At 61.2% G+C, this 23,714-nt stretch carries 24 protein-coding genes; 14 read left to right on the top strand and 10 right to left on the bottom strand.

Annotated elements, in window-relative coordinates; translation table 11 throughout:
• The 12 genes from queC (at position 1) to ACUUL3_RS12095 (ending at position 12,122) form a co-directional block, all read left to right on the top strand.
• Complete coding sequence (queC, locus tag ACUUL3_RS12150; RefSeq protein WP_448551720.1) at positions 1–723, top strand: 7-cyano-7-deazaguanine synthase QueC; 723 nt, start codon at positions 1–3, stop codon at positions 721–723.
• A complete protein-coding gene (gene nagZ, locus ACUUL3_RS12145) occupies positions 720–1,715 on the top strand; it encodes a beta-N-acetylhexosaminidase (RefSeq protein WP_448551718.1) in 996 nt (331 codons plus the stop codon). Before queC ends, nagZ begins: the two co-directional genes overlap by 4 nt.
• Positions 1,716–1,952: 237 nt before the next feature.
• A complete protein-coding gene (locus ACUUL3_RS12140) occupies positions 1,953–2,486 on the top strand; it encodes a cold shock domain-containing protein (protein WP_448551716.1) in 534 nt (177 codons plus the stop codon).
• Positions 2,487–2,618: 132 nt separating this feature from the next.
• Positions 2,619–3,710, top strand: a complete 1,092-nt coding sequence (gene nadA / locus ACUUL3_RS12135) for a quinolinate synthase NadA (protein WP_448551714.1) — start codon at positions 2,619–2,621, stop codon at positions 3,708–3,710.
• Between the two features lie 3 nt (positions 3,711–3,713).
• Positions 3,714–4,862: a cysteine desulfurase family protein gene (locus ACUUL3_RS12130; RefSeq protein ID WP_448551712.1), complete on the top strand. Its 1,149-nt coding sequence runs from the start codon at positions 3,714–3,716 to the stop codon at positions 4,860–4,862.
• 132 nt (positions 4,863–4,994) lie between these two features.
• Positions 4,995–6,836, top strand: a complete 1,842-nt coding sequence (glmS, locus tag ACUUL3_RS12125; protein ID WP_448551710.1) for a glutamine--fructose-6-phosphate transaminase (isomerizing) — start codon at positions 4,995–4,997, stop codon at positions 6,834–6,836.
• Between the two features lie 152 nt (positions 6,837–6,988).
• Positions 6,989–8,125, top strand: a complete 1,137-nt coding sequence (gene gmd, locus ACUUL3_RS12120) for a GDP-mannose 4,6-dehydratase (protein WP_448551708.1) — start codon at positions 6,989–6,991, stop codon at positions 8,123–8,125.
• Positions 8,118–9,059 (top strand): GDP-L-fucose synthase, encoded by a 942-nt coding sequence (fcl, locus tag ACUUL3_RS12115; protein ID WP_448551706.1) that lies wholly within the window; start codon positions 8,118–8,120, stop codon positions 9,057–9,059. The genes gmd and fcl overlap by 8 nt, the downstream gene beginning before the upstream one ends.
• A gap of 87 nt (positions 9,060–9,146) precedes the next feature.
• Positions 9,147–9,821, top strand: a complete 675-nt coding sequence (locus tag ACUUL3_RS12110) for an alpha/beta fold hydrolase (protein ID WP_448551704.1) — start codon at positions 9,147–9,149, stop codon at positions 9,819–9,821.
• The gene (locus ACUUL3_RS12105; protein WP_448551702.1) at positions 9,814–10,596 is read left to right on the top strand and encodes a methyltransferase domain-containing protein; all 783 of its coding nucleotides are present in this window, start codon (positions 9,814–9,816) and stop codon (positions 10,594–10,596) included. The genes ACUUL3_RS12110 and ACUUL3_RS12105 overlap by 8 nt, the downstream gene beginning before the upstream one ends.
• Positions 10,593–11,297 (top strand): dethiobiotin synthase, encoded by a 705-nt coding sequence (bioD, locus tag ACUUL3_RS12100; RefSeq protein ID WP_448551700.1) that lies wholly within the window; start codon positions 10,593–10,595, stop codon positions 11,295–11,297. Before ACUUL3_RS12105 ends, bioD begins: the two co-directional genes overlap by 4 nt.
• 174 nt (positions 11,298–11,471) lie before the next feature.
• On the top strand, positions 11,472–12,122 hold the full coding sequence (locus ACUUL3_RS12095) for an OmpA family protein (protein ID WP_448551698.1): 651 nt from the start codon (positions 11,472–11,474) through the stop codon (positions 12,120–12,122).
• 75 nt (positions 12,123–12,197) lie between these two features.
• On the opposite strand, the gene ACUUL3_RS12090 is transcribed toward ACUUL3_RS12095, so the two are convergent.
• The 8 genes from ACUUL3_RS12090 to ACUUL3_RS12055 all read right to left on the bottom strand — a co-directional run bounded on the left by ACUUL3_RS12090 (position 12,198) and on the right by ACUUL3_RS12055 (position 20,685).
• The gene (locus tag ACUUL3_RS12090; RefSeq protein WP_448551696.1) at positions 12,198–13,982 is read right to left on the bottom strand and encodes a KamA family radical SAM protein; all 1,785 of its coding nucleotides are present in this window, start codon (positions 13,980–13,982) and stop codon (positions 12,198–12,200) included.
• A 316-nt stretch (positions 13,983–14,298) separates the two neighbouring features.
• A complete protein-coding gene (locus ACUUL3_RS12085) occupies positions 14,299–14,517 on the bottom strand; it encodes a YgaP family membrane protein (RefSeq protein ID WP_448551694.1) in 219 nt (72 codons plus the stop codon).
• A gap of 239 nt (positions 14,518–14,756) precedes the next feature.
• Positions 14,757–15,044 carry an ArsR/SmtB family transcription factor gene (locus tag ACUUL3_RS12080; RefSeq protein WP_448551693.1) on the bottom strand — a complete coding sequence of 96 codons (288 nt, stop codon included), beginning with the start codon at positions 15,042–15,044 and terminating at the stop codon, positions 14,757–14,759.
• 71 nt (positions 15,045–15,115) lie between these two features.
• Positions 15,116–15,928 (bottom strand): SAM hydrolase/SAM-dependent halogenase family protein, encoded by an 813-nt coding sequence (locus ACUUL3_RS12075; protein ID WP_448551691.1) that lies wholly within the window; start codon positions 15,926–15,928, stop codon positions 15,116–15,118.
• A gap of 22 nt (positions 15,929–15,950) precedes the next feature.
• Complete coding sequence (locus ACUUL3_RS12070) at positions 15,951–16,598, bottom strand: MOSC domain-containing protein (RefSeq protein WP_448551689.1); 648 nt, start codon at positions 16,596–16,598, stop codon at positions 15,951–15,953.
• A 130-nt stretch (positions 16,599–16,728) separates the two neighbouring features.
• The gene (locus tag ACUUL3_RS12065; protein WP_448551687.1) at positions 16,729–17,676 is read right to left on the bottom strand and encodes a divergent polysaccharide deacetylase family protein; all 948 of its coding nucleotides are present in this window, start codon (positions 17,674–17,676) and stop codon (positions 16,729–16,731) included.
• Positions 17,677–17,710: 34 nt separating this feature from the next.
• A complete protein-coding gene (locus ACUUL3_RS12060) occupies positions 17,711–18,691 on the bottom strand; it encodes a polyprenyl synthetase family protein (protein WP_448551685.1) in 981 nt (326 codons plus the stop codon).
• Positions 18,688–20,685 carry an ATP-dependent DNA helicase gene (locus ACUUL3_RS12055; protein ID WP_448551683.1) on the bottom strand — a complete coding sequence of 666 codons (1,998 nt, stop codon included), beginning with the start codon at positions 20,683–20,685 and terminating at the stop codon, positions 18,688–18,690. The genes ACUUL3_RS12060 and ACUUL3_RS12055 overlap by 4 nt, the downstream gene beginning before the upstream one ends.
• Before the next feature lie 151 nt (positions 20,686–20,836).
• Between ACUUL3_RS12055 and ACUUL3_RS12050 the strand changes: the two genes are divergently transcribed.
• On the top strand, positions 20,837–21,283 hold the full coding sequence (locus ACUUL3_RS12050; protein ID WP_448551680.1) for a universal stress protein: 447 nt from the start codon (positions 20,837–20,839) through the stop codon (positions 21,281–21,283).
• Positions 21,284–21,301: 18 nt separating this feature from the next.
• Here ACUUL3_RS12050 and ACUUL3_RS12045 read toward each other — a convergent pair whose 3' ends face one another.
• The gene (locus ACUUL3_RS12045; protein ID WP_448551678.1) at positions 21,302–22,375 is read right to left on the bottom strand and encodes a hypothetical protein; all 1,074 of its coding nucleotides are present in this window, start codon (positions 22,373–22,375) and stop codon (positions 21,302–21,304) included.
• Between the two features lie 164 nt (positions 22,376–22,539).
• Here ACUUL3_RS12045 and ACUUL3_RS12040 point away from each other — a divergent pair, with 164 nt between their 5' ends.
• Positions 22,540–22,836, top strand: a complete 297-nt coding sequence (locus tag ACUUL3_RS12040) for a hypothetical protein (RefSeq protein WP_448551676.1) — start codon at positions 22,540–22,542, stop codon at positions 22,834–22,836.
• 8 nt (positions 22,837–22,844) lie between these two features.
• Here ACUUL3_RS12040 and ACUUL3_RS12035 read toward each other — a convergent pair whose 3' ends face one another.
• Complete coding sequence (locus tag ACUUL3_RS12035; protein WP_448551675.1) at positions 22,845–23,645, bottom strand: hypothetical protein; 801 nt, start codon at positions 23,643–23,645, stop codon at positions 22,845–22,847.
• Positions 23,646–23,714 lie beyond the last annotated feature (69 nt).

The following is a 23,714-nucleotide window of genomic DNA, read 5'->3' as shown; positions in this document are numbered from 1 at the left end:
ATGGGAAAGGATAAAGCAAAAGCCGTGATCCTGTTGAGCGGTGGCCTTGATTCCGCCACCGTCCTGGCCATTGCCCGGCAGGAGGGCTATGAATGTTGTTGCCTGAGTTTTGCTTACGGCCAGCGCCAGCGGATCGAACTGGAGCGGGCCAGGGCCAACGTGGCCCGCTGGGGGGTAAAGCGGCATCTGGTGCTGCGTCTTGATCTTGACGCCATTGGCGGCTCGGCGCTCACCTCGGAACTGGCCGTGCCCAAGGGCCGCGACATCGACGAGATGGCAAGCAGCGTTCCGGTCACCTATGTGCCGGCGCGCAACACCATTTTCCTCTCCTATGCCGTGGCCTGGGCCGAGGTGCTGGGTGCGGCCGACATCTTCATCGGCGCAAACGTCATGGATTACAGCGGCTACCCCGACTGCCGGCCCGAGTTTCTCCATGCCTTCGAGCAGGTCGCCAACCTGGGCACCCGGGCCGGTCTGGAGGGCGGCAATCCCTTTCGTGTCCATGCTCCGCTTCTTGCGCTGAACAAGAAGGAGATCATCGAGAAGGGGGTGGCTCTCGGCGTTGATTACGGCCTTACCCACAGCTGCTACGATCCGGACGAACAGGGCAGGGCCTGCGGGGAATGCGACAGCTGCAGGTTGCGCTTGAAGGGCTTTGCCGAGGCGGGGCTCGCGGATCCGGTGGCGTATCAAGGGAAAAACAAAGTGGAGAGTGGAAAATGAAAAATGAATTGGGCGGTCTCTTCATGGTGGGCCTGCCCGGCGCCAGGCTCGACGATTCGACCCGCGAGCTTATCGATGCATACGGGATCAGCAGTTTCATCCTTTTTAAAAGAAACGTGGTTGACCCTGTCCAGCTCGGCAATCTCTGCGGCGATCTGGTCGCTGCCTGCCATGGGGCCGGCCTGCCCTCTCCGCTCATCTCCATCGATCAGGAGGGGGGCAGCGTGGCCAGGCTCAGGGCGCCGTTTTTCACCGAGTTTCCCGATGCGCGGGAGCTTGCGGAGAGCGAGGACGCCGAGGAAAAGCTTGCCGATTACGCCCGTGTCTGCGCCCGGGAGCTGCTGGCCCTCGGGGTGAACATGAATCTGGCCCCGGTGCTCGACGTTTGCCCGGCCGGCCGAAACCTTGTCATGGAGCGGCGCTCCCTGGGGGAGGATCCCGTGAGGGTGGCCCGGCTCGGGGCCCTGGTCATCGGCGAGATGCAGGGGCATGGTCTCGCCGCCTGCGCCAAGCATTTTCCGGGCTTGGGTTCGGTCTCCCTCGATCCCCATGAGGTTCGGCCGGTGGTGGACCGTTCCTGCGCCGAAATGGAGTCCTGCGATCTCCTGCCCTTTCAGGCGGCGATTTCCGCGGAGGTGGCGGCGGTCATGACCTCGCACACCGTTTATCCCCATCTGGACAGGGCAAGTCCGGCCACGCTCTCCGCTGCGATCCTGGGCGGTCTTCTTCGGGACCGGCTCGGCTATTCCGGACTGGTGATCACCGATGATCTCGAAATGGGCGCCATCGAGAAGGAGGGAACCGTGGCCGACGCCGCTCTTCTCGCCTTTCTGGCCGGCGCGGATCTGCTGCTGATCTGTCACGACCACGACAAGATCAGGGCCGCCCATGCGTGTCTGGCGCAGGCGATGGGCGCCCGGATTCCCTCGACAAGGGTGCGGGAATCGCTGCGGCGCATCGATGCGGTACGGGAGCGGTTTGCCGGCGGCTGACCCCCCTTTTTCTTGCAAGGCCGGGGAAGAGTGGGTATCTTCACAAAAAAGGCGGTTGAGGGGACATTTTCAGCGCCTGTTTCTGTAACTCTTTGTTTTATCGCGGCGGTCTGGCACGGCTTTTTTTTGAAAGAAAGCATGATTTTTCCGCCGGCGACTATGGTAAAATAAAGGTGAAAGATCTCCAGGATGCTGCCCGGAGCGGCAGCGATTTAATTACTTTGATGGAGGATATATATGGAACTTCAAGTTGAAGGACGCAACCTGGAAATTCGCAAGGCATGGCAGGAGAAGATCGAAGAGGAAAAGGTGCGCCTTGATCGTCATCATCCGGGACTTGTTCATCATCTGCGCGTCTCCATTGAGGAGACCTCCCAGCATAAGGAGGGCGGCCATGAGGTTCGCCTGGTGGCTTCCGTTCCCAACGACACCGTGGTGGTGAAAAGAAAGGGGGAGACGGTGCGTCCCCTGCTGGTCGAGGCCTTCGACACCCTGGGTCTCCAGCTGAAGGAGCTGCAGCGCAAGCGGCGGCAGACCGGCAAGGAGCCGGAGGGTGCGGCGGCCGGGCCGATGAGCGGCACCATTAAAAAGCTGTTCCCCTTCGAGTCTTATGGCTTCATCGCCACCATGGGCGGGCAGGAAGTCTATTTCCATGAGAACGCCTTGAAGGATGTGGGCATGGAGCAGCTTGCCGAGGGCGATGAGGTGCGCTTTGGCGAAGGCGAGGGCGACAAGGGCCCTACCGCCACCTGGGTGCGGCTGGTGAAATAATGAAGAGAAACGCAGAGGCGCGGTGACGCAAGGAGGATGGGGAAACCGAACAGAGTCCTCTTCCCGTGGCGTCCCTGCCCCTTTGCGTTCTGTTTTGATTTTGTGTGACTCCCGGAGTGCGAAAGAGAGAAGATGACAGCGTTGCAGCAGGTTGAGCTCGGCTCTGAATACCTGCAGGAAAAAGAAGAGATATTGAGCCAAAAGATTGCCGCCCGCAAGAAAGAGCTGGGCGGCAATCTTTTGATTTTGGGGCATCACTACCAGCAGGAGGCGATCTTCCGGTTCGCCGACCTCACCGGGGACTCGCTGAAGCTCGCCCGCAACGCCGCGCAGGCCACGGACAAGAAGTACATCGTCTTTTGCGGCGTTCATTTCATGGCGGAATCCGCCGATATCCTTACTTCGCCGGATCAGGTGGTGATCCTGCCCGACCTCCGCGCCGGCTGCCCCATGGCGGACATGGCCAGCCGCGAGGAAGTGGAATGGGCCTGGCAGGATCTGGCCGGAGTTGTCAGCGGGCGTATTATCCCGGTAACCTATGTGAATTCCTCCGCCCTGCTCAAGGCCTTTGTCGGCAGGCTGGGCGGCTCGGTCTGCACCTCTTCCAATGCCGAGCGGGTCCTGACCTGGGCCCTCGCGCAGGGGGAGAAGGTTTTCTTTTTCCCCGACGAGCATCTGGGCCGTAATTCCGCAAGCGCTCTCGGCATCCCGGACGATGAGGTTGTCCTCTGGGATCGCGCGAAACCTCTGGGCGGCAATACCCCGGCCCAGTTACGGAAAGCCAAGGTCATTCTCTGGAACGGCTACTGCACCGTGCATATGCAGTTTCAGGCCAAGCATGTCAGCCATTGGCGGGAAAAGGATCCGCAGGTGCGCATCATCGTCCATCCCGAGTGCAGGCACGAGGTGGTGAGTCAGGCCGATCTTTATGGTTCCACCGAGGCGATCATCAAGGCGGTCGGCGACTCGCCCCCCGGCAGCAAGTGGGCCATCGGCACCGAGGTGAATCTGGTGAACCGCCTGAAACGGCTTTATCCGGACCGCGAGATCCACTCGCTTTCCCCCTTTCAGTGCCTCTGTTCCACCATGTACCGCATCAAGCCGGGTTACCTGCTCTGGGTTCTTGACAATCTGGTGGCGAGAAAGGTGGTCAACCGTATCACCGTGCCGGCCGAGGTGGCGGCGGAGGCCAAACTCTCTCTCGACAGGATGCTCCTGATCTAGCTTATGCAGACCATCTATTTTGACAACAACGCGACAACCCCCGTCGATCCGGCGGTACGGGAGGCCATGGCTCCCTATCTTGCCGAACATTTCGGCAACCCGGCCAGCGGCCATCGCTTCGGGGAAGCGGCCCGGCAAGGGGTGAACGCGGCCAGGGAACAGGTGGCCGCGCTCCTTGGCTGCCATCCCGGCAGGCTCGTCTTCAACAGCGGCGGCAGCGAGGGGAACAATACCGCGATCATGAGTGCGGTCCGCGCCGCGCCAGGGAAAAAACACATCATTTCCTCCCGGGTGGAGCATGGTTCGGTGCTGGTGCCCCTGGAGTTTCTCGTCGGCCAGGGCTATGAGGTCGAGCTGCTGCCGGTGGACCAGGATGGCGGTCTTGCTCTTGCCGATCTCAAAAAAGCGATCCGTCCGGACACCGCCCTGGTCACCCTGATGGGGGCCAACAACGAAACAGGCGTCATCTGGCCCATTGCCGAGATCGCCGCGATCTGCAAGGAAAAGGGGGTGCTCTTCCACTGCGACGCCATTCAGCTGGCCGGCAAGGCCGAGTTGCCGGTGGAGGCGTGGGGCGTTGACTATCTCAGCCTGGCCGGCCACAAGCTGCATGGCCCCAAGGGCGTCGGCGCCCTTTACGTGCGAAGGACCGCGCCTTTCACCCCCTTGGTCATGGGGGCGGGCCAGGAGGACGGCCGGAGGGCGGGTACGGAAAATGTCGCCGGCATTGTCGGCTTCGGCAAGGCCTGCGAGCGGGCGCTCTCCTTGCGGGAGGCCGATCTGCGCCAGGTGGCCCGGTTGCGCGATCTTCTCGAGTCCGGAATAATGACGGCGATCCCGGAGGTCCGTATCAACGGGGGCGGGCTGCCCAGGCTGGTCAATACCCTGAATGTGAGCTTCAGGCACGCTTCCTCCGCCGGTCTGATCCAGGATCTTGATTCTTTGGGGATCGCGGTCTCGGCCCATGCCGCCTGTCAGAGCGGCGACCTGGACCCCTCGCATGTGTTGCGGGCCATGGGGCTGCCGGAAGAGTTTCTGCACGGCACCCTGCGGATCAGTCTCAGCCGGCACAGCACCGAGGCGGAAGTGACGCGGCTGCTGGAGGTACTCCCCGGCGTGGTGGCGAGATCCAGGCAGGGCTTTGCCCTGTGAGTGCGCAGCCGGTCGTTTTTCTCTTATTCTCATCTGATCATCGGTCCATTGCTGAGGCGGGAGATTTTTTTGCGGCGTTGCCCCTTGCCCGGACGTGGTTTCAGGGAACGCGCTTGTAACGAGGAGATCACTATGTGCGGAATCGTCGGTTATGTCGGCCAGAGAAACGTTGTGCCCATTATCCTGGAAGGATTGAAACGCCTTGAGTACCGCGGCTATGATTCGGCAGGCCTGGTATACGTGCACAAGGGCAAGCTGGAAAAATACCGGGCCGAGGGAAAACTCGTCCATCTTGAGGAGCGCCTCGATACGGTGCGCAACCTTGACAGCCACATCGGTCTTGGCCACACGCGCTGGGCAACGCATGGAGCGCCTTCGGAGGCAAACGCCCACCCGCACAGTGATTGCAGCGGCAAGCTGGTCGTGGTCCACAACGGCATCATCGAGAATTATCACCCCCTGCGCGAGGAACTGAAAGACCGCGGGCATGTTTTTCGTTCCGAAACCGACACCGAAGTGCTCGCCCATCTCATTGAGGAAGAGCTGGCCGACGATCTGGTGGCGGCGGTGCGCCGGGCCCTGAAAAAGGTGCAGGGCTCCTATGCCATCGGCGTCCTCTGGGCCGGCGCTCCCGACATGCTGGTGGCGGCCAGGAACCAGAGCCCGTTGGTTCTGGGTATCCAGGATGGGGTTGGCTGCCTGATGGCCTCGGATATTCCCGCCCTGCTGCCTTACACCAATCAGGTTGTCTTCCTTGAGGATCAGGAGATGGCGGTCCTCAGGCAGGGAGACTGGCAGGTCATGTCCATTGCCGGCGGCCGCAAGGTGAAAAAGGAGGTCCAGCGCATCGAGTGGAACGCGGCCATGGCCGAGAAGGCCGGTTACAAGCATTTCATGCTCAAGGAGATCTTTGAGCAGCCCCAGGCCATCCTCAACACCTTCCGGGGCCGCCTCGATCCGGCCACCGGCAAGGTGAGCCTGCCGGAAATCACCTTGAGCGCCGCGGAACTGAAAAAGATCAGCCGGATTTCCCTGGTTGCCTGCGGCACTTCCTGGCACGCCGCCCTGGTGGCGAAATACTGGCTGGAGAAATGGGTGGGCATTCCGGTGGAGGTTGACATCGCTTCGGAATTCCGCTACCGCCGCCTGCTCCTCGACGAAACCGTGCTGGTGGTGCCCATCTCCCAGTCCGGGGAAACGGCGGATACCCTGGCCGGACTCAGGCTGGCCAAGAAGATGGGGGCCAGGGTCATTTCCATCTGTAATGTCCTGGGCAGCACCATCACCCGGGAGTCGCACGGCACCATCTATACCCATGCCGGGCCCGAGATCGGGGTGGCCTCGACCAAGGCGTTCACCTGTCAACTCACCGCCTTTCTCCTCTTCACCCTCTATCTGGGAGAGCTGAGGAAAACCATTCCCGCCAAGGAGCGCAAGGCCCTGGGCAAGGCGCTGGTCGAGCTGCCAGCCCTGCTTACCCAGGAACTTCCCCGCCTGCAGGAAGAGGCGACCCGCATTGCCGATCTCTTTGCCCGCAGCCGGGATTTCCTTTACCTGGGCCGGGGCTGCAATTTCCCCATCGCCCTGGAAGGCGCCCTGAAGCTCAAGGAAATTTCCTATATCCACGCGGAAGGCTATGCGGCCGGCGAGCTCAAGCACGGCCCCATCGCGCTCATCGACCGCGAGATGCCGGTTCTGGCCCTGGCCCCCCAGGACAGCGTCTACGAGAAGGTCATTTCCAACGTGGAAGAGGTCAAGGCCAGAAACGGCAGGATCATCCTGCTGGCCAATACGGGAGACAGGAATTGCCAGCGCATTGCCGAAGAGGTGATTTTTCTGCCCAGGAGCCACGAGGATCTGAATCCCATCCTCTTCGTCCTGCCGCTGCAGCTTCTTGCCTATGAAATCGCCACCCTGCGCGGGTGCGACGTGGATCAGCCTAGGAATCTGGCGAAAAGCGTGACTGTCGAGTAAATGAAGATCAGAAAATACGATTAACGCAAAGACGTTCAGGCGTTGGGCCTGGCCCGGGAACGTATGTTTTGCCCCCAACCCTGCCCGCGCGTCGCGGTCCGCGACGGTTCCGGCCGTTTGGAAACGCGGATGAACCCCACCGAGGAGAAGAAGTGAAGAAAAAAGCATTGATTACCGGGGTGACCGGTCAGGACGGCGCCTATCTGGCGGAGTTTCTCCTGGACAAAGGCTACGAGGTGCACGGCATCAAGCGGCGCGCCTCGTCCTTCAATACCGACCGTGTCGACCATCTCTACGAGGATCCCCACAAGACTGGGCGCAAGTTCATTCTCCACTACGGAGACCTGACCGACTCCACCAATCTGATCCGGATCATTCAGCAGGTGCAGCCCGATGAGCTTTACAATCTCGCCGCCCAGAGTCATGTGGCGGTTTCCTTTGAAACGCCGGAGTACACGGCCAACGCCGACGCTCTGGGCACCCTGCGCCTGCTTGAGGCGATCAGGATCCTGGGCCTCAGCGAAAAGACCAGATTCTATCAGGCCTCCACCTCGGAGCTGTTCGGCAAGGTGCAGGAGACGCCGCAGCGGGAGACCACTCCGTTTTACCCGCGTTCTCCCTATGCGGTGGCCAAGCTCTACTCCTACTGGATCTGCGTGAATTACCGGGAGGCATACGGGATCTATGCCTGCAACGGCATCCTCTTCAACCATGAATCCCCGATCCGGGGGGAAACCTTTGTCACCCGGAAAATCACCCGGGCCGCGGCCCGAATCGCTCTTGGCCTGCAGGATTGCCTGTATCTCGGCAATCTCGATGCGAAACGGGACTGGGGGCATGCCAAGGATTATGTCCGCATGCAATGGCTGATGCTGCAGCAGAATTCCCCGGAGGATTATGTGATCGCCACCGGCGAGCAGCATTCCGTCCAGGACTTCTGCGGCTATGCTTTTGCCGAGATGGGCATCGGCCTCAGGTGGCAGGGTGAGGGAGTCGAGCGGGTCGGAATCATCGATTCCCTGGATGCCGGGAGATTCCCCGCTGCCGCCTTGGGCAGGGCGCCGCAGAAGGGCGACGCCATCATCCGGGTCGATCCCAGGTACTTTCGGCCCACCGAGGTGGAAACTCTCCTGGGCGATGCCGGCAAGGCCAGGGAAAAATTGGGCTGGGTGCCGGAAATTCCCTTTATGAAAATGGTGGCGGAAATGGTGCGCGAGGATCTGGCTGCCGCGCGGCGTGACGCCCTTTGCAGACAGGAAGGCTTTAAGACCTATCAATACCATGAATAAGGACGACAAGATATATATCGCCGGGCATCGCGGCCTGGTCGGCGCGGCCATTGTCCGGCAGCTCCGGCAGGAGGGGTATTCGCGGCTCATCACCCGGACCCACGCGGAACTGGACCTGACCAGCCAGGCCGCAGTGCGGGATTTTTTCCAGGAAGCGCGGCCGGCCCATGTTTTTCTGGCCGCGGCCAGGGTGGGCGGCATTCAGGCCAACAGCAGCTATCCCGCTGATTTTATCCGGGACAATCTGCAGATTGAGATCAACGTCATTGATGCCGCCTACAGGGCCGGGGTGGACAAACTTCTTTTTCTGGGCTCCTCCTGCATTTATCCCAAATTCGCCCCCCAGCCCATGCCCGAGGCCTGTCTGCTCACCGGACCCCTCGAACCCACCAACGAGTGGTATGCCATCGCCAAGATCGCCGGCATCAAGCTCTGCCAGGCGTACCGCCGCCAGTACGGGTTCAACGCCATTTCCCTCATGCCCACCAATCTCTATGGCCCTGGCGACAATTTTCATCTGGCCAACTCCCATGTGCTGCCGGCCCTGATCCGTAAATTCCATGAGGCCAGGGAGAGCGGGGCGAAGGAGGTGGTTGTCTGGGGCAGCGGCACCCCCCGCCGCGAGTTTCTGCACGTTGCCGACCTTGCCGAGGCGGCGCTCTTTTTGATGCAGCGCTACGATGACGAGGAGATTGTCAATGTCGGGGTGGGGGAGGACCTCTCCATCGGGGAGCTGGCCGAACTGGTGAAAGAGGTGGTCGGCTTTGGCGGCACGATTGTTTACGACACCAGCAAACCCGACGGCACTCCCCTTAAACTGCTCGATGTCGCCAAATTGAGCGAGCTTGGCTGGCGGGCGAAAATCTCACTGCGGCAGGGGGTCGAAGAGACCTACCGCTGGTTTCTTGCCCATCAGGATTCCTTTCGGAGTTGAGGCGGCAATGGCAAGGGGATGGTTGACAGTGGCGCCGGCGCAACCCGGCGCCTTTTTTCTTTGCCCTGCCCGGGCAACGGGGCAACCATGACGCAGAGCTGGAAATATCAGGCGGTGGGCAATGGTTTGCCGGGGGGGGTGACCGTCTTTCTCCCCGGCTGGGCATTTTCCGGAGCCGTTCTCTCCCTTGCCGGAAAGGATTTCCCCTGGCTTGCGCCGGTCGCCCCTCTTGATGCGGCAACCGCCGTCTCCGATCTTGCCTTCTTTCTGCAAGAGGCGGAGATTGGCCTGGTCCGCCTCGTCGGCTGGTCGCTTGGCGCGCATCTGGCATTGGATTTCGCCAATCGCTTTCCGGAGAGGGTCGCCTCCCTCGCCCTTCTTGCCCTGCGCTCTTCCTGGCCTGCCGCGGAGATCGCCGCCATCCGGGCGGGACTGCAACGCGATCCCCACGCCTTTTTGCGGGATTTCTACCGCAAGTGTTTTCTGGGCTACAGGTCGGAATACCGGCATTTTCTGGCCGACCAGCAGGAGGAGCTGCTCGAAACCATTGCGCCGGCCCTGCTCGCCCGGGGGCTTGATTATCTTGCCTCCTGGCGGCTGCCGGTCAAGCCCCTGTCCGGCCAGGTGTTCTGCTGGCATGGCCGGCGGGATGTGATCGCGCCGCTTGCCGAGCGAGCGGTGATTCCCGGAGCGGAGAGCCGGGTTCTTGACCATGCCGGCCACGCCCTTTTTTTTGACCAGGAGTTTCCCGGCCGTGACTGATCCGCGGAAAAAGAGAATCAGGCAGCGTTTCTCCCGGGCCGCCGCCACCTATGATGCCCATGCCGATGTGCAGCAGGAGCTGGCGATGCGGCTTGGCCGGGAATTGCCGCCGGCGGTTTTGCCCGCGCGAATCCTCGAAATCGGGTGCGGAACCGGGAATTTCACCGCGGTGCTGGCCCGGCGCTACCCGGCGGCAAAGATCATCGCCCTGGATTTTTCCGAAAATATGATCCGGCAGGCCAGGGAAAAGCTGGGCGGCCGCGGGAATCTCTCCTTTCTTTGCGAGGATGGCGAGCGCTTTCTCGCTGCCTGCGCCTCTTCCTTTGATCTCATCTGCAGCAACTCCACCATGCAGTGGTTCGACGACATCGACGCCGCCTTTGCCGGGATCCGCCGCCTGCTGGCCCCCGAGGGTCATTTCCTCGGGGCGCTCTTCGGGCCAAGGACCTTTTATGAATTGAGCCGGGGGTTGAGTCATTGCTTTGCCGCGCCGGTGCTGCTGCCGCCCCACCGCTTTCCCGGCCGGGAGACCATCGCGGCGATGGCGGCTTCGGGCCTGAAGGAGGCGCGGGTGCAGGAGGTGGAGAAGGTCCGGCAGTATGGCTCCCTGCTCGACCTGCTTGATCATATCCGCAAGACCGGAACCGGCGGCGGGCAGCAACTGCCGGCCACCCTTACCCGGGGCCGCCTGCGCCTGCTCGATGCCTGGTTTCAGGAACATTTCAACGGCTATCCGGCCACTTATCAGGCCTTTATCGTGAAGGGGGGAAAATGAGCGCCATCTTTGTGGCGGGTACGGATACCAACGTGGGCAAGACCCGTTTCTGCGCGCTTCTCCTCGATTTTCTCCTGAAGGATGGCGTCAAGGCCGGGTATCAGAAATGGGTGGCCACCGGACCGGAGTTCCCGCCGGCCGATCTTGCCGAATGCCTGCGGGTGGCGGGGCAGCCCCTTGTCCCGGCGGAAGTGGCACGCCAGGTTCCCTACCATTTCTCCCTGGCCGCCTCTCCCCATCTTGCCGCGGAACAGGAGGGAAAGCGCATCGAGGCCGCCCTGGTGAGAAGCAACTATGAGGAGATGCTTGGCCGCCATGAACTGCTGGTGGTGGAGGGGGTAGGCGGCCTCATGGTGCCCCTCAGGCGGGATCTGCTCCTGATCGATCTGCTTGGGGAGCTTGCGATTCCCACCCTGCTGGTGGCCCGCAGCGGTCTGGGCACCATCAACCATACCCTGTTGAGCATCTCGGCGCTGCGGGCGCGGCGGCTCAGGGTTGTCGGGGTGGTTTTTTCCGATGCCAGTCCGGTGGAATCGGAGCTTCTTGCCGTCGACAATATGCGAACCATTGCCGAGCTGGGTCAGGTCGCGGTTCTTGGCCGGCTGGCGCACACCGCCGATCCTGCCGGGGCGAAAAAAGATTTTATCCCGGTGGGCCGGGCCGTTCTCGCCGCCATAGGCAAAGCCGCCGCCCTCTCCTGAGAGCATTTTTTCTCTTGCCTGCCCGAACGGCCTTTTTTTTTCAGGTTGAACTTTGCGATAGGATGAGAAAGCGAAATTTTCCCCTCACCTCAAAATAGGGAACTTCCCGGGCTCGGATGCGTCTTGGTATTGAATCCGGAGACCATTCCCTTAACTCTTTTGGAGGAGAACACCATGAAACAGTTGTTTGTTGTCGGTTTGGCAGGAATGCTTTTTCTCGCTGCGTGCGCCCCGCAAAACAAGACCCAGACCGGCGGCGCCTATGGTGCCGCCGGCGGGGCCGTGGCCGGCGCCCTGCTCGGACAGGCGATCGGCCGTGACACCAAGGGCACCCTGATCGGCGCCGCCATAGGGGCCGCGGCCGGTGGCCTGGCCGGAGCCGGAGTCGGCAGGATGATGGATCAGCAGGAGCAGCAGATGCGCGAGGCCCTGGCCGCCTCCGACGCGGCCGCGGTCCGGCGGGAGGGGAACCTGCTTTCCGTGGTGCTCAAGGGGGATGTGGGCTTTGACACCAATTCCGCCGTGGTCAGGCCCGGCCTCCATGGCGAGCTGGACCGAATCGCCCAGGTGCTGGTTCAGTATCCCCAGACCGTGATCAGGATCGAGGGCCACACGGACAGCGCCGGCAGCGAAGAGTACAATATGGACCTTTCCCGGAGGCGGGCCGAGGCGGTCAAAAATCTGATCATCCAGCGCGGGGTGGACGGCGCCAGGATGGAGGTGCTCCCCCTTGGCGAATCAAGCCCCGTCGCCACCAATGAAACCGAGGCGGGCCGACAGAAAAACCGCCGGGTGGAGATCAAGATCGCTCCGCAGAGCAACTGATCGCGTAGTCCCTGCTTTCTGTTCTCGGGCACATGCATCGGGCCGGGCTCTGCAAAGAGCTGCCGGCCCTTTTTTTCAAAAATAGTACCAGATGGTCTCGTAGTCGGAAACGCTTTCCCCGTCCTTGCTCAACCGTTCCAGGTAGTGGAGGATCGGCACGTCCGTGGTGATGAAGGTGGAGGTTTCCTGGGAAACCTTCTTTTCCCAGGAATGGAATTCATAGACCCGGGCGCCGTCCGGGAGAATGGAGAGGAAATTCCGGTACTCCCGGGCCCGCAAATAGCTTTTTCCCTGCCGGGGCACATTGAAGACCGCCTCGTCGGTCCGGGCCAGGCCCGGCAGCAGCCTGGCCTCTTCCTGCTGTTCCTGGAGGAGCCGGGCGATGGGGGTGCGGTAGGCCAGGGTTTCGTCCTTGCCCTTGGTGTTGAAGGTGTAGTAGGGGTCGATGCCGATCAGGCGCAGAAGCCGGCGCAGGGCGGTGGCCTCGAAGCGCTTCGAGGCGTAATAGGTGTAGACCAGCTGGTTGTAGACCGGGATGCCGCGCAGGCGGAACCTGTCCACCGCCGCCACCGTATCCGGCGTCACCTCGTAGGGATGCTGGACATGGGTCATGATCGCCACCTCCCGGCGGCCCGGATCCCGGTACCGGCTGATCAGGTCGGCCAGCCCTTCCGTGGTCCGCATGGGCATGGTGACCAGGGTTCGGCTGCCGATGCGGATCCGTTCCACCGTGGGGATTTCCGCCACCCTGGCCAGGATGGCGGCCAGGGCCTCGTCGCCCATGGCCAGAGGATCGCCGCCGGTGATCAGCACCTCGTGGATGGCAGGGTGGTCGTGGATCCACTGGATGGCGGCATCGATCCTGTCCATGCCGGCAAAGGCGCCGCTGGCCATGACGTCGTCGATTTCCCAGTTGCGCTGGCAGTATACGCAGATCTGAGGGCAGGTATTGTAGGGCTTGAGAATGCAGATGGCCGGATAGCGCCTGGTGACGAGATCAAAGGGCGAGGTGTCCTCCTCGCCCATGAAATCGAGGCAGGAGACATCCTCCACCGCCGCGATCTCCTTCACATAGCTCATGGGCGGCAGTACCTGGGCGCGGATGGCCGCGTCCCGTTTGCCGATCTCGTCATCCATCAGGGAGAGATAGTGGGGGGTGATGCCGAAGGGAAGCCGGTTTTCCTTGGCGGCCTTGAGTGCTTTGCGCTGCGAGGCGCTTAGTTTTACCAGCTTTTCCAGGCTGGCAAGATCGCGGATAATGTGCCTGACCTGCCAGCGCCAGTCGTGCCAATCGTCAAGGCTGCCGCCCAATACCGCAAGGATCTTCTCCCTGCGCGCCTGGCGCCGCCGCACCGCCGGCTCTTCAAGGCCTGAAGGGTAAGCGGACATGCGGCGGTCCACTTCGACCCAGAGATTGTCCAGCTGCCGGGAACGCTTGATGGCCGCCTTTCTGCCGCGCGATCCCACGGCGGTGAGGTGGATGGCGTCCAGGGCCTTGTGAGGGCTCTGCCCCTGCATGCCCAGCAGCATATAGAGGAGATCGGCAAAAAAGGCAGGGGTCAGTTCCGGCCGCGGGATGTCGTGGCCGATATCCCAGAGGGCCTGCAGGATGCTGAAGCCCGCCGCCTGCTCGGAGCCTTTTTTAAGAATGGTGCGAAAGGAAAAGCCGCAATCGCGGATGCGGGCAAGCAGGCTGGCATCGTCGCAGCTCGCTTCTTCCACGGCCTGCTGTTCCACGCTGAAGGTGAAATCGATGAGCTGGCCGCGTAGTTCCTCAATGTCCTGGGCCCGGCCGATGCGCTTAAAGATCAGGGGGTTGGTTTTTTTCAGATATTTCGCGGTGAAGACAGAGAGATCCATGCGTACTCCTGAAACAGACGGCGCGGCCCCGGAAAATGAAGGGTTTCCTGCGGTGGGAAAGGGGCGGAGCGACAATGGTTGACAGACCCGTGAACGTTGCGGAATGCCACGGGGCCTCGGGATAACGGAATGTTTTTGCCTGGCGACGAACATCATGGGCAGCTTTCGCTGTCTGCGGGTGACGCCAATGGGTGCCGAAAAAGAAAATTTCCCAGGCCCCAAGGCTAACCGAGATGGTTGCCCAGGTCAAGGCAGGGGGAAGAAAAAGTGGGGAGCCATGGGCGGACTCCCCATTGTATTTTCTTGAAATTGCTTCTTATTTTCCGCAGCAGCCCTGGCCGGTGCGGCTTTCCGGCACGCCCAGCTTTTTGAGGATGATGGCCAGAGGACAGAATTTGCTGAAGCCATACTGGAAAAGGTTGGCCCCGACAAAGGCGGTGAAAAAATACCAGTAGGGATGCACCCAGGTGCCCAGGGCCAGACTGATGAGGATGAAGATGCCGGCAATAACATGAACCCAATCGGTAACAATCATTTGCAGCGCTCCTTGTGAAAAAAAAATGAATAAAAAAGGTGATCGGGGGAATCGCGCTTCCCCCGGGACAATTTGGGGAAATGAGGCAACAGGGTGAAACAGAAAGTGCAGCCTGGTACGGCAACACGCCTGGAGATGACACGCCAGTGGCGGATGCGTCCGTGGACTCCCCCCGGACGGCACGGAAAACTGCGCGGCAAAAAGGCCTTGCCAACGGCCCGCATCCGAGACGAAGCGGATCAGGAAACCGTGCAGAAAAGCTCGCGCATGGTCTTGATCAGTTCCGTCACCCTGCCTTCCGCAATCCGGTTGTAGATGAAGTTGGCGTCTTTGCGATAGGAAATGATGCCCTGGTTGCGCAGGATGGAAAGATGCTGGGAGACATTGGCATTGGTGGTATGCACTTCCTTGTGGATGTCTCCCACGGTCATCTCGCGGTCCTGCAGCAGGCAGAGAATCTTCAGGCGGATGGGATGCGACATTGTTTTGAGGAGTTTCGCGATATCATCGATGTGTTGGTCGTGCATGAACCGTGTAACCTCACCAGAGTTTAAGGAAAAACTTTAATACTTGATGGTCTGTTTGTAAACCGGAAAAATTACTCCTTCCGTTTTACAAGGACCTGAATCGGGTCGCCAATTGCTGCCCCAAGCAATTTTGCGGCATTTCCCCGACTTACCGCCACCTCAAGATAGCCTCGGCTGCCCAGAAGTGCCAATAATTTCCCCTCGGGGAATGACCCGTACGTTGTGGCGAGACCGTCAATCCGCTTTCCTCGGCACACAATCTCCAATCCAGAACGCCAGACGGGAAATGCCGCAAGGTCGCGCTGCCGGATATTGGTGGTCAGATTGCCGAAGTGGTCAATATGGATCACAAACCCCGCTATGTTGCCATGAATCAAGTCAATTTGCAACTGCGGGGATGAAAGATTTTTAAGGTCGTCCTTAAGCGCCATCCTGCCTAGTTCCGCCGGGGTGTTGCCGTTGGCAAGGGCCGCGGCGACAGGCGCCAGAATGTCCCGGCCATGAAAGGTGTCGCTCACCGGCTGTTGGTAAAGGTGCGGACAGTCGATCACGAACGCGGCCTGAAAAGAGTCATCGGCAAGAAAAGGCGCAAGCAAGCCGTTGTCAGGCGCCAGGAAGCACTGGCCCTGGGCCTGCAGGATCAGCAGCTCTCTTTCGGTACCCACCCCGGGATCGACCACGGCCAGGTGGATGGTGCCCGCCGGGAAGTAGGGGACTGCCGCCCGCAGGAGAAAAGCTGCCTGGCGGACATCCTGCGGGGCCACCTGATGGCAGAGGTCGATCACCCGGGCCTGCGGCGCCTGGGCGGCCAGGATCCCCTTCACGACCCCCACGTATTCATCCCGCAGGCCGAAATCGGTGGTCAGGGTGATGATGGGCGGCATGGGTCGCGGTTGATGGCACTGGTCATGGGTTGGGGCATTTTTTCAGAAGCTCGGTAAAGGATTCCCGCCAGGAGGAGGAAAGAGCCGGCACGGCCAGCACTTTTTCGATGCCGGCCCTGTTCTGTCGGTCATGGTGGTAGATCCGGTTGGCAAGGGAAACCGAAACCCCGTGGTGGTCCCGTCCCTCCGCCACCAGCAAATCTCCGGGTTTGACCTCTCCTTCCTCAAGCACCCGGAAATAGAAGCCGGTGTATCCGGCATCGACAACGAGCTTGACGAAGTCGGTTCTCCCGTAGCGGGCGGCCAGGGTCTTGCAGGGCTGACGGGGCTGGCTTACCTGGAGCTGCGCCGTGCCGAGTGTAAAGCGATCGCCGATCCCAATGTTCTCTTCGTCGAGTCCGGCAACGGTGAGGTTTTCGCCAAAGGCGGCCGGGGGCAGCTTCTGGCCGAGAACCTTTTCCCAATGCGGGTAATGGTCGGCGCTGTACACGCAGACCGCCTTGTCTTCGCCGCCGTGGTGTTTTCTGTCCTGCACTCCGTCGCCGACAAAGCCTGTTTTGGTCAGGCGAAGTGTTTCCGCCACCGGGAGCTTGCAGAGGCCGGTGATTACCTCTCTGCCGTGAAAAATCTCTGTTTTGGGGATGCCGATGTTTAAGGAGACAAGATGCATGGCCGTAACCTCCGGGAAGAGGGGGGACCAACTCCGAGGCGGTCTCCCCTGAATGACCTGTTTGAATGTAATCGAGATTCAAAGGCAGGGCGAGCAGGAAAATAAGGTCGTCGTGCCTTTTGCCGGCCTGTTAATGAACCAGGCGATGGATGCCGACCACCTCCGTTTGCTTCAGCAATTGCGGCCGGAAGCGGCGCAGGGCCTCCAGGGTCGCCGGATGCGGATGGCAGATGCCCACGGCCTGCCCGTGTTTTTTCGCGTAGCTGATCAGGCTCTCCAGTTGGCTGATGATCTTTTCCGGGATCTGCTCATTGTCGAGAAATACGTTGCGGCGGCCAGCCCTGACCCCCATCTGGCCGGCAAGCCCATAGGCGGCGCTCTTGGGTGAGGTAAGGCTGTCGACAAAGAAGAGATCAAGATCCTGCATGGCGCCGAACAGCCGGCGCATGGCGGCCGGATCGGCGGTAAAGCGGGAGCCCATGTGGTTGTTGATGCCGATGGCCTGGGGTACTGCTTTGAGGTCCTTGTGCAAGGAGGCTTTGAGGGTGTAGGTATCCATGGCCGTGCTCAGGGCGCCCGGGCCAGGGTTCCACTTTGGGTCGGCGGCTTCCAGCGGAAGGTGAAGAAGGATATCCCGTCCCTTGGCGTGGGCCGTGGTCAGCAGCTCCTGATTGAAGGGGGCGAAGGGCAGGAAGGCGAAGGAAAGCGGCAGGTCAAGGGCCAGCAGCCCCCGGCCGATTCCCGGCTGATAGCCCATGTCGTCCACGATGATGGCCACAAGCGGCTTGCCGGGGGGGGGATGGCCGGACGTTTTTTTTCCCGCTGTTCCCGGCGCCGCGGGGGGAGCAGAGGTGGCCGGCTCCTCGTAAGCCGGCGGCCGGATGGTTTTTTTGGCCTGCTTTTTGAGGATGGTCGGAGAGCCGGACAGGGTCTTTCCGCCATCATGGAGAAAGATGAAAAAGAAGCCGGCCGTCATGGTGGCTGCGGCAAGGAGAAAGAGGAGAAACAGATTCAGGCTCCGGCGCCCGGCCTTTTTATTTTTTCCTTTTTTCCCTCTCTTCGCGCGGAGAGCCGTCATGCCTGTTTACCCTTTTGCCTGGCCAGGGGCGGAGTCATTTTTCCCTGGTCAGCACATAGTGGGCAAGGCTGATCAGGGTCAGCTTTGCCTGGCTGTCCGGAAAAATGGCGAGTCCCTCCACCGCCTCCCCGATGAGGTTCTTGGCTTTCTCCCCCGCGTAAAGGAAGGAGCCGCTTTTTTCCATGATTGCCTTGGCCTGGGGCAGTTGCCGGTTGCGCTCTTCCCTGCTGACGTGCAAAAGGGCCGCCAGAACGTCCCGGTCCTCCGGGGCTGCCGCGGCCAAGGCGTGGATGAGCGGCAGGGTCATCTTGCCTTCCTGGAAATCGTTGCCAACCGCCTTGCCGGTTTTTGCCGGGTCGCCCAGATAGTCGAGCAGGTCGTCGACAATCTGGAAGGCAAGACCCAGGTTGGTGCCGTAGTTGCGAAGTGCCCGGCATTCCTCCTGGCTGCCGAGGCCGTGGCTGATCCCGGCCTCGCAGGCGGCGGCGATGAGGGCCGCGGTTTTGCCCATGAGCACCTGGAAGTAGTTTTCCTCGGTGAGGCTTTTTTCCAGGGCGTTCTGCATCTGGAGGAACTCCGCCTCCACCATGGCGGCGGTCGCCCTGCCGATGACCTCCATGCCCTGTCTGCCGCCGATCTCGCTGGCGAGTCCCATGGCCCGGGCATGGAGGAAGTCGCCGGCAAGAATGGCCGGGCCATCTCCCCAGAGGATGTTGGCCGTCCTTTGCCCCCGTCTGAGTTCGGAATGATCGATGATGTCGTCGTGGATGAGGCTGGCCGCATGCAGGTATTCAAAGGAGATGGCGAGCCTGGCCGTGTCGTCCGGCGGTGTGCCCCGCAGGGAGGCGGCCAGGACGGTGAGCAGGGGCCGGATCCGTTTGCCGCCCTGGAAGAGGGCGTGCCGGATCACCTTTTTCAGCAAGGGGCTCCGCACGCTGGCGAGATCCTCCTCCATGACCGCGTCAATGGCGGCGGCCCGTTGCTTTAAGGCGGCAAGAACTTCGGCGTTGCTCATGGTTCCTCCTGGAAAAAGGCCTGCACCTTGGCAAGGTCGCGACAGACAGGGCTGGGCGGCAGGCTTTTTAGGAAAAGGCGGCCATACTGTTTGCTGAAAAGACGCACGTCGCAGATGGCGAGGACCCCGCGGTCGGAGGTGGCGCGCAGGAGCCGGCCGACCCCCTGGCGCAGGGTGAGGATGGCCCGGGGCACCTGAAAATCGAAAAAGGGATTGCCGCCCTCGCTTTTGATCCGTTCCATGCGGGCCATAATAACAGGGTCTGAAGGGACTTCAAATGGAAGTTTGTCGATGATCACGCAGCTCAGCGATTCCCCGGGCACATCCACCCCCTCCCAGAAGCTGGCCACGGCCAGGAGCACGGAGTGGGTCTCGGTGCGGAACCGGTCGAGCAGCTTTGCCTTGGGCGCTTCCCCCTGCAGGAGGACAGGGTAGGGCAACTCGGCCGACAGATATTCGTGGGCGCCGCGCATGGCGCCGATGCTGGTGAAAAGGAGCAGGGTTCTGCCGTTGGCCGCCAGGACGAGGTCTCGCATCAGTTTCTGCGAGGCGGAGGGATAGGTACGGCTGGACGGCTCCGGAAAATCGCCGGCCGGGACAAAGAGCAGGCTGCGGCGTTCATAGGCAAAGGGGCTTTCCAGGATGAGGCCCGGCGTCTCCTCCGGCAGGCCGAGGCGGTTGTTGAAGTAGGTGAAGGTGTTGCCGGTGGTGAGGGTGGCCGAGGTGAAGATGACGCTTCTGCAATGCCCGTAAAGGTACTCCTGCAGGTCGCTGGCGATGTCGATTGGCGAGGCGGAGAGGGAGACGGTTTTTTCCCGCCGTTCATACCAGTAAACCGCGGCAAGATCCTGGGCTTCGGTGATGCCGGCAAAGCTCAGGAGGAGTTCCTCGGCCCGTCGCAGCATGCCCTGCCAGGCCTCCGCCACCATGGCCGTCTTCTGCAGCTGGTTGCAAAGGGCCGTGATCTGGTCGCGGAGCCGTTGCTTTTCCTCCTGCCAGTGGGGAAAGGAGTCGGTGAAGGCGAAGAGGGAAAAGCGGCCGCGTTCCCTGGGGAAGAGGTCGGCAAAGAGTTCCACCTGCTTGGCCAGGGCCCGGGCGGTCTGGACGACCCCTTCCCGGTCGCGGCCGATAAGATCCGCCTGGGCCGCGGTCTCCAGATCCTTGACCAGATCGATGACCTGATAATGGCTGAAGCTCATGCCGAAGTAGCGGGTTGCCACGCTCTCCAGATGGTGGGCTTCGTCAAAGATCACCGATTCGTAGCGGGGCAGCACCTCGGCATGACCGAAGCGGCGCAAGGCCAGATCGGAGAAAAAGAGGTGGTGGTTGACGATGAGCAGTTGCGCCATGCCCGCTTTTTTGCGCAGCTGGCTGACAAAGCACTGGCCCAGGTCCGGGCAGTGGCTGCCGAGGCATTGGCTGGTGGTGGCGCTGATGGCGGCCCAGAGCGGAGAGCTGTCGGCGAGCCAGTACAGCTCGGCTCTGTCGCCGCTTTCCGTGGTGTCGAGCCACTCCTGGATGCGCGCCACCTCTTCGTCGTCCGAGAAGAGCTGCAGTTGCGGGGCGCTGGTGAACTGGCGCCAGCGGTAGAGGCAGAGATAGTTCTGCCTCCCCTTGACGCAGATGGCGTTGAGTTCCGGGGCGAGATGTTCCCTGATAAAGGGGATTTCCTTGTGCAGGATCTGATCCTGCAGGTTCAGGGTGTTGGTGGAAACCACCACCTTCCGACCGCTGAGGATGGCCGGGACCAGATAGGCAAGGGTCTTGCCGGTGCCGGTTCCCGCTTCGACGGTCAGGAGTTCCGCCTTACCGGTCCGTTCGAAGGTGTCCGCCGTAAGAACCCCGGCAATGGCTGTTGCCATGGCGAGCTGGCTTTTGCGAACCTCGTAGCCGGGCAGTTGTTCGGCCAGGATGCCGCCGGAGACGAAAATGGCGGAAACCGCGGCAGGGAGCGAATCCGGACTGGGGGAGGGAAAGGTTTTCGCGGGCATCATTGGGGAAAAGACACGGTTTTTGCCGGGACTCTCTGCTGTTGACAACGAGAAAATTGTTCTGATAGCCTGAAGATATCAAGAGGCTTATCATCCGGAGACTGTTTGCGCAACCTTTGTGAAAACAGTGTCATCTATACCACGAGGAGGGGTTATGAAGGAAATGAAAAAAATTCTCGTTCCCGTTGATTTCTCGGAAAATTCCCAGAAAATTCTCCGTGACGCCGCTGATTTTGCCGGCAAGTTCCAAGCCAGGCTCGCTGTTGTTTTCGTGGTGCAGAGTTTTGACGACTATTCAGGTTTTTTCGTGCCCCACATGCCCATCGCCCAGTTCGAGGACGAGATGGTGGCAAGCGCCAGGGAAAAGATGAAGAGCTTCCTCGCCGAGACCCTGCCCGGCCTCGCCGCCCCTTCCTCCGCCATCCTTTCCGGCGATGTGGCCGACGAGATCAACCGTTATGCCGAGGAGCAGGGGGCGGATATGATCATCATGGGCACCCATGGCTACAAGGGGCTGGAAAAGGTTCTTTTCGGCAGCGTCGCGGAAAAAATCGTCAAAACCGCTCCCTGCCCGGTCCTGACCATCAATCCTTACCGTTGATTCTTTCCGGCTCTCCTGCTAGGAAAGCACGGCCAGGAGTCCTGTGCGAAGTTGCGGCGCGGGTATTTCCGCGGGCGGCTGTTCCCTGCCGCGGAGCTTGGCAAAGAGCAGGGCAAAGGACGCGCCTTCGTATGCGTAAAGGGTCAGGGTGCGCTCGGTGTCGTCCTGGGCCGTGGGGGCGGCGGACTGGGCGAGTTTTCGCCTTTCCCGGTCGAAAGCCGTGAGAATTTCAGGGGAAAGCACCCCTCCGGCGGCGATTTCCGCCATGAGGAGGGCAAGTTCCTCCCGCGCCTTGAGGTGTTTGTCGCGCAGGGCCGGGAATTTTTCGCTCGCGGCCCCGACAACCGGCAGGGGAAGGCGCAGCAGTTCACGGGGGGATTTTCCCGTCAGCGTTTCATGGGTATCCGCCAGCAGGGCGTGGAGTTCCGGGTGAGATGTCGCCAGCAGCGGGTGTTCTTCCCGGCGGCCGTCTTGCAGGTAGAGGGCGGCCCAGGCCCTGGTCAGCCGCTCCAGGTTGAGCGCCGGTCCGCTTACGGCCTGCTGGGCAATGAGGTTTTCCAGTTCCAGCTCTTCCTCCCCGTCAGCCTCTTGCTCGCCCTTGAGGGCGGCAAGCAGGTCCGCTTCCCTGTTCGAGATGGCGGCCAGCCCCTGCGCTATCTCCCGTTCCTCCTCCGCGAGCATTTCGGCAAGTTTCAAGAGAAGCATGGCCTGCCAGAGCGTCTCCTGTTCCGTTCCTTCCCGGGGCATGGGGGCCGTCCCCGCGCGCAGGCGGCTGGCGAGCGACCAGGTCGCGGCTTCCTCACGGTCCCGCATTCCGACGGCGAGGGAAGCGAGGGCGCCGCCATAGAATTCCCCCTCATGCCCCTTCAGGTCTCGAACCAGGGCCTGGAAACGGTTTTGCTCCTCCTCGGCAAGCAGCACCGGGTTGTATCCGGCGCAAAGGCCAGCTTTGGCGAGGCTTTCGCGCCACGCTTCCTCCGGCAGGGGGGGGAGGGCGTAATGGGAAACCGTGTCGCAGAAGAGAAGCAGGGGGATAAGCTCCGTCTCCAGGGGGAGGGTTTCCGGGAAAAAAAGGGCGCTGATCTGTTTCATCGGGGTTTCTCTCGTATGGTGGGCCATGCGACAAGGTGTTTTTTAAACGCCGGGCCGCATGGTGTTTTTTCTTTTCAAGGGGTCTTCTGTTCCCATTTCTCCGAAAATACGCTACTGTAAAACGCCTTTGCAAAGACGGGAACCCTTTTCATCTTCAGGAAGCCATGCAACGCCTAAAAGAATATTTTTCCCTCGGATTCTTGTCCATTGTCTATCTGCTTGCCAGCGTACGGTTCTTTCCGGGCAAGGCCATGCAGTCCCTGGTGGAAACCCTCATCCATATCCTCTCGGTGGCTCCCATCAACCTGGGCGCCACCCTGGTGATTGTCGCGGTGCTGCAGCGCCTGGTCGGAGAACGGCTGCCCCTGGGCAGAAGCATCCGCATCTTCCTGACGGCGGCCATCTTTCTTGAAGTTGTCCTCGGGCTTTCCAACTATTACGCCGTGCACGGCGTATCCTGACAGTTCTCTCAGCGGATCAGGGAGTTGTTGCCGTGCCAGCCCGAGGGGGCGGTGGTGTTGGGCAGGAGGATGGATTTCTTCCCCAGCACGGTGCCGGGATTGGTGACGGCATTGCAGCCCGTCTGCGCTCGATCGCCGAAGATCGCCCCGAATTTGCGCAGGCCGGAACCGATGGCGCCGCTCGGGGTTTTCACGAGCACCTCGCCGCCGGCGAAACGCAGATTGGCAAGCTTGGTGCCGGCGCCCAGGTTGACCTCGTTTCCCAGGATGCTGTCGCCCAGGTAGGCGAAGTGCCCTGCCTTGGCATCGTCCAGAAAGATGGCGTGTTTGACCTCGGTGACGTGACCGACGACGCAACGCGCTCCCACCAGGCAGTATCCGCGCAGGTAGGCTCCTTGCCGGATCTCGCTCTGGTTTCCGATGATGGTCGGCCCTTTGATGAAGGCGCCTGATTCGATCAGTACCCCTTCCCCAACGGCGAGCGGGCCGCCCGCAAGCACCACGCCGGCCATGATGACGCTGGCTCCGGCCAGGAGCCGGCCGTTGCGGAACACCTTGAGCTTGCCCTTGGTGGCGTCGTTGAACTCGATGCTGGTGGCGCTGTCCGCCTCGCTCAGCCTGTTTTCATGCAGGATCAGGGTGGTGGCGATGGGGCCCATGGTCTGCGGCCAGACGATCTCGGGGTAGGAGTACTCTGCCATGTAAGCCTTCAGACGGCTGAGGGGTTGCCATGGGTACTCGTCGGCAAGGAAGAGATCCTTGTGGGCATAGTTGTCGGTGTCAAAAAAAGAGCTGTTGGTAAGCGTCATGGGAGGCGGTTAAAGTTGTTTTTTGTTGCCTGTCGTGGCATGATTGATTGTATTTGCCGCGGTTGCTGT

This window comes from Thiovibrio sp. JS02, from assembly GCF_053485635.1.
The sequence above is the reverse complement of the archived record's forward strand: the minus strand, read 5'-3'. Positions and strand labels throughout refer to the sequence as shown.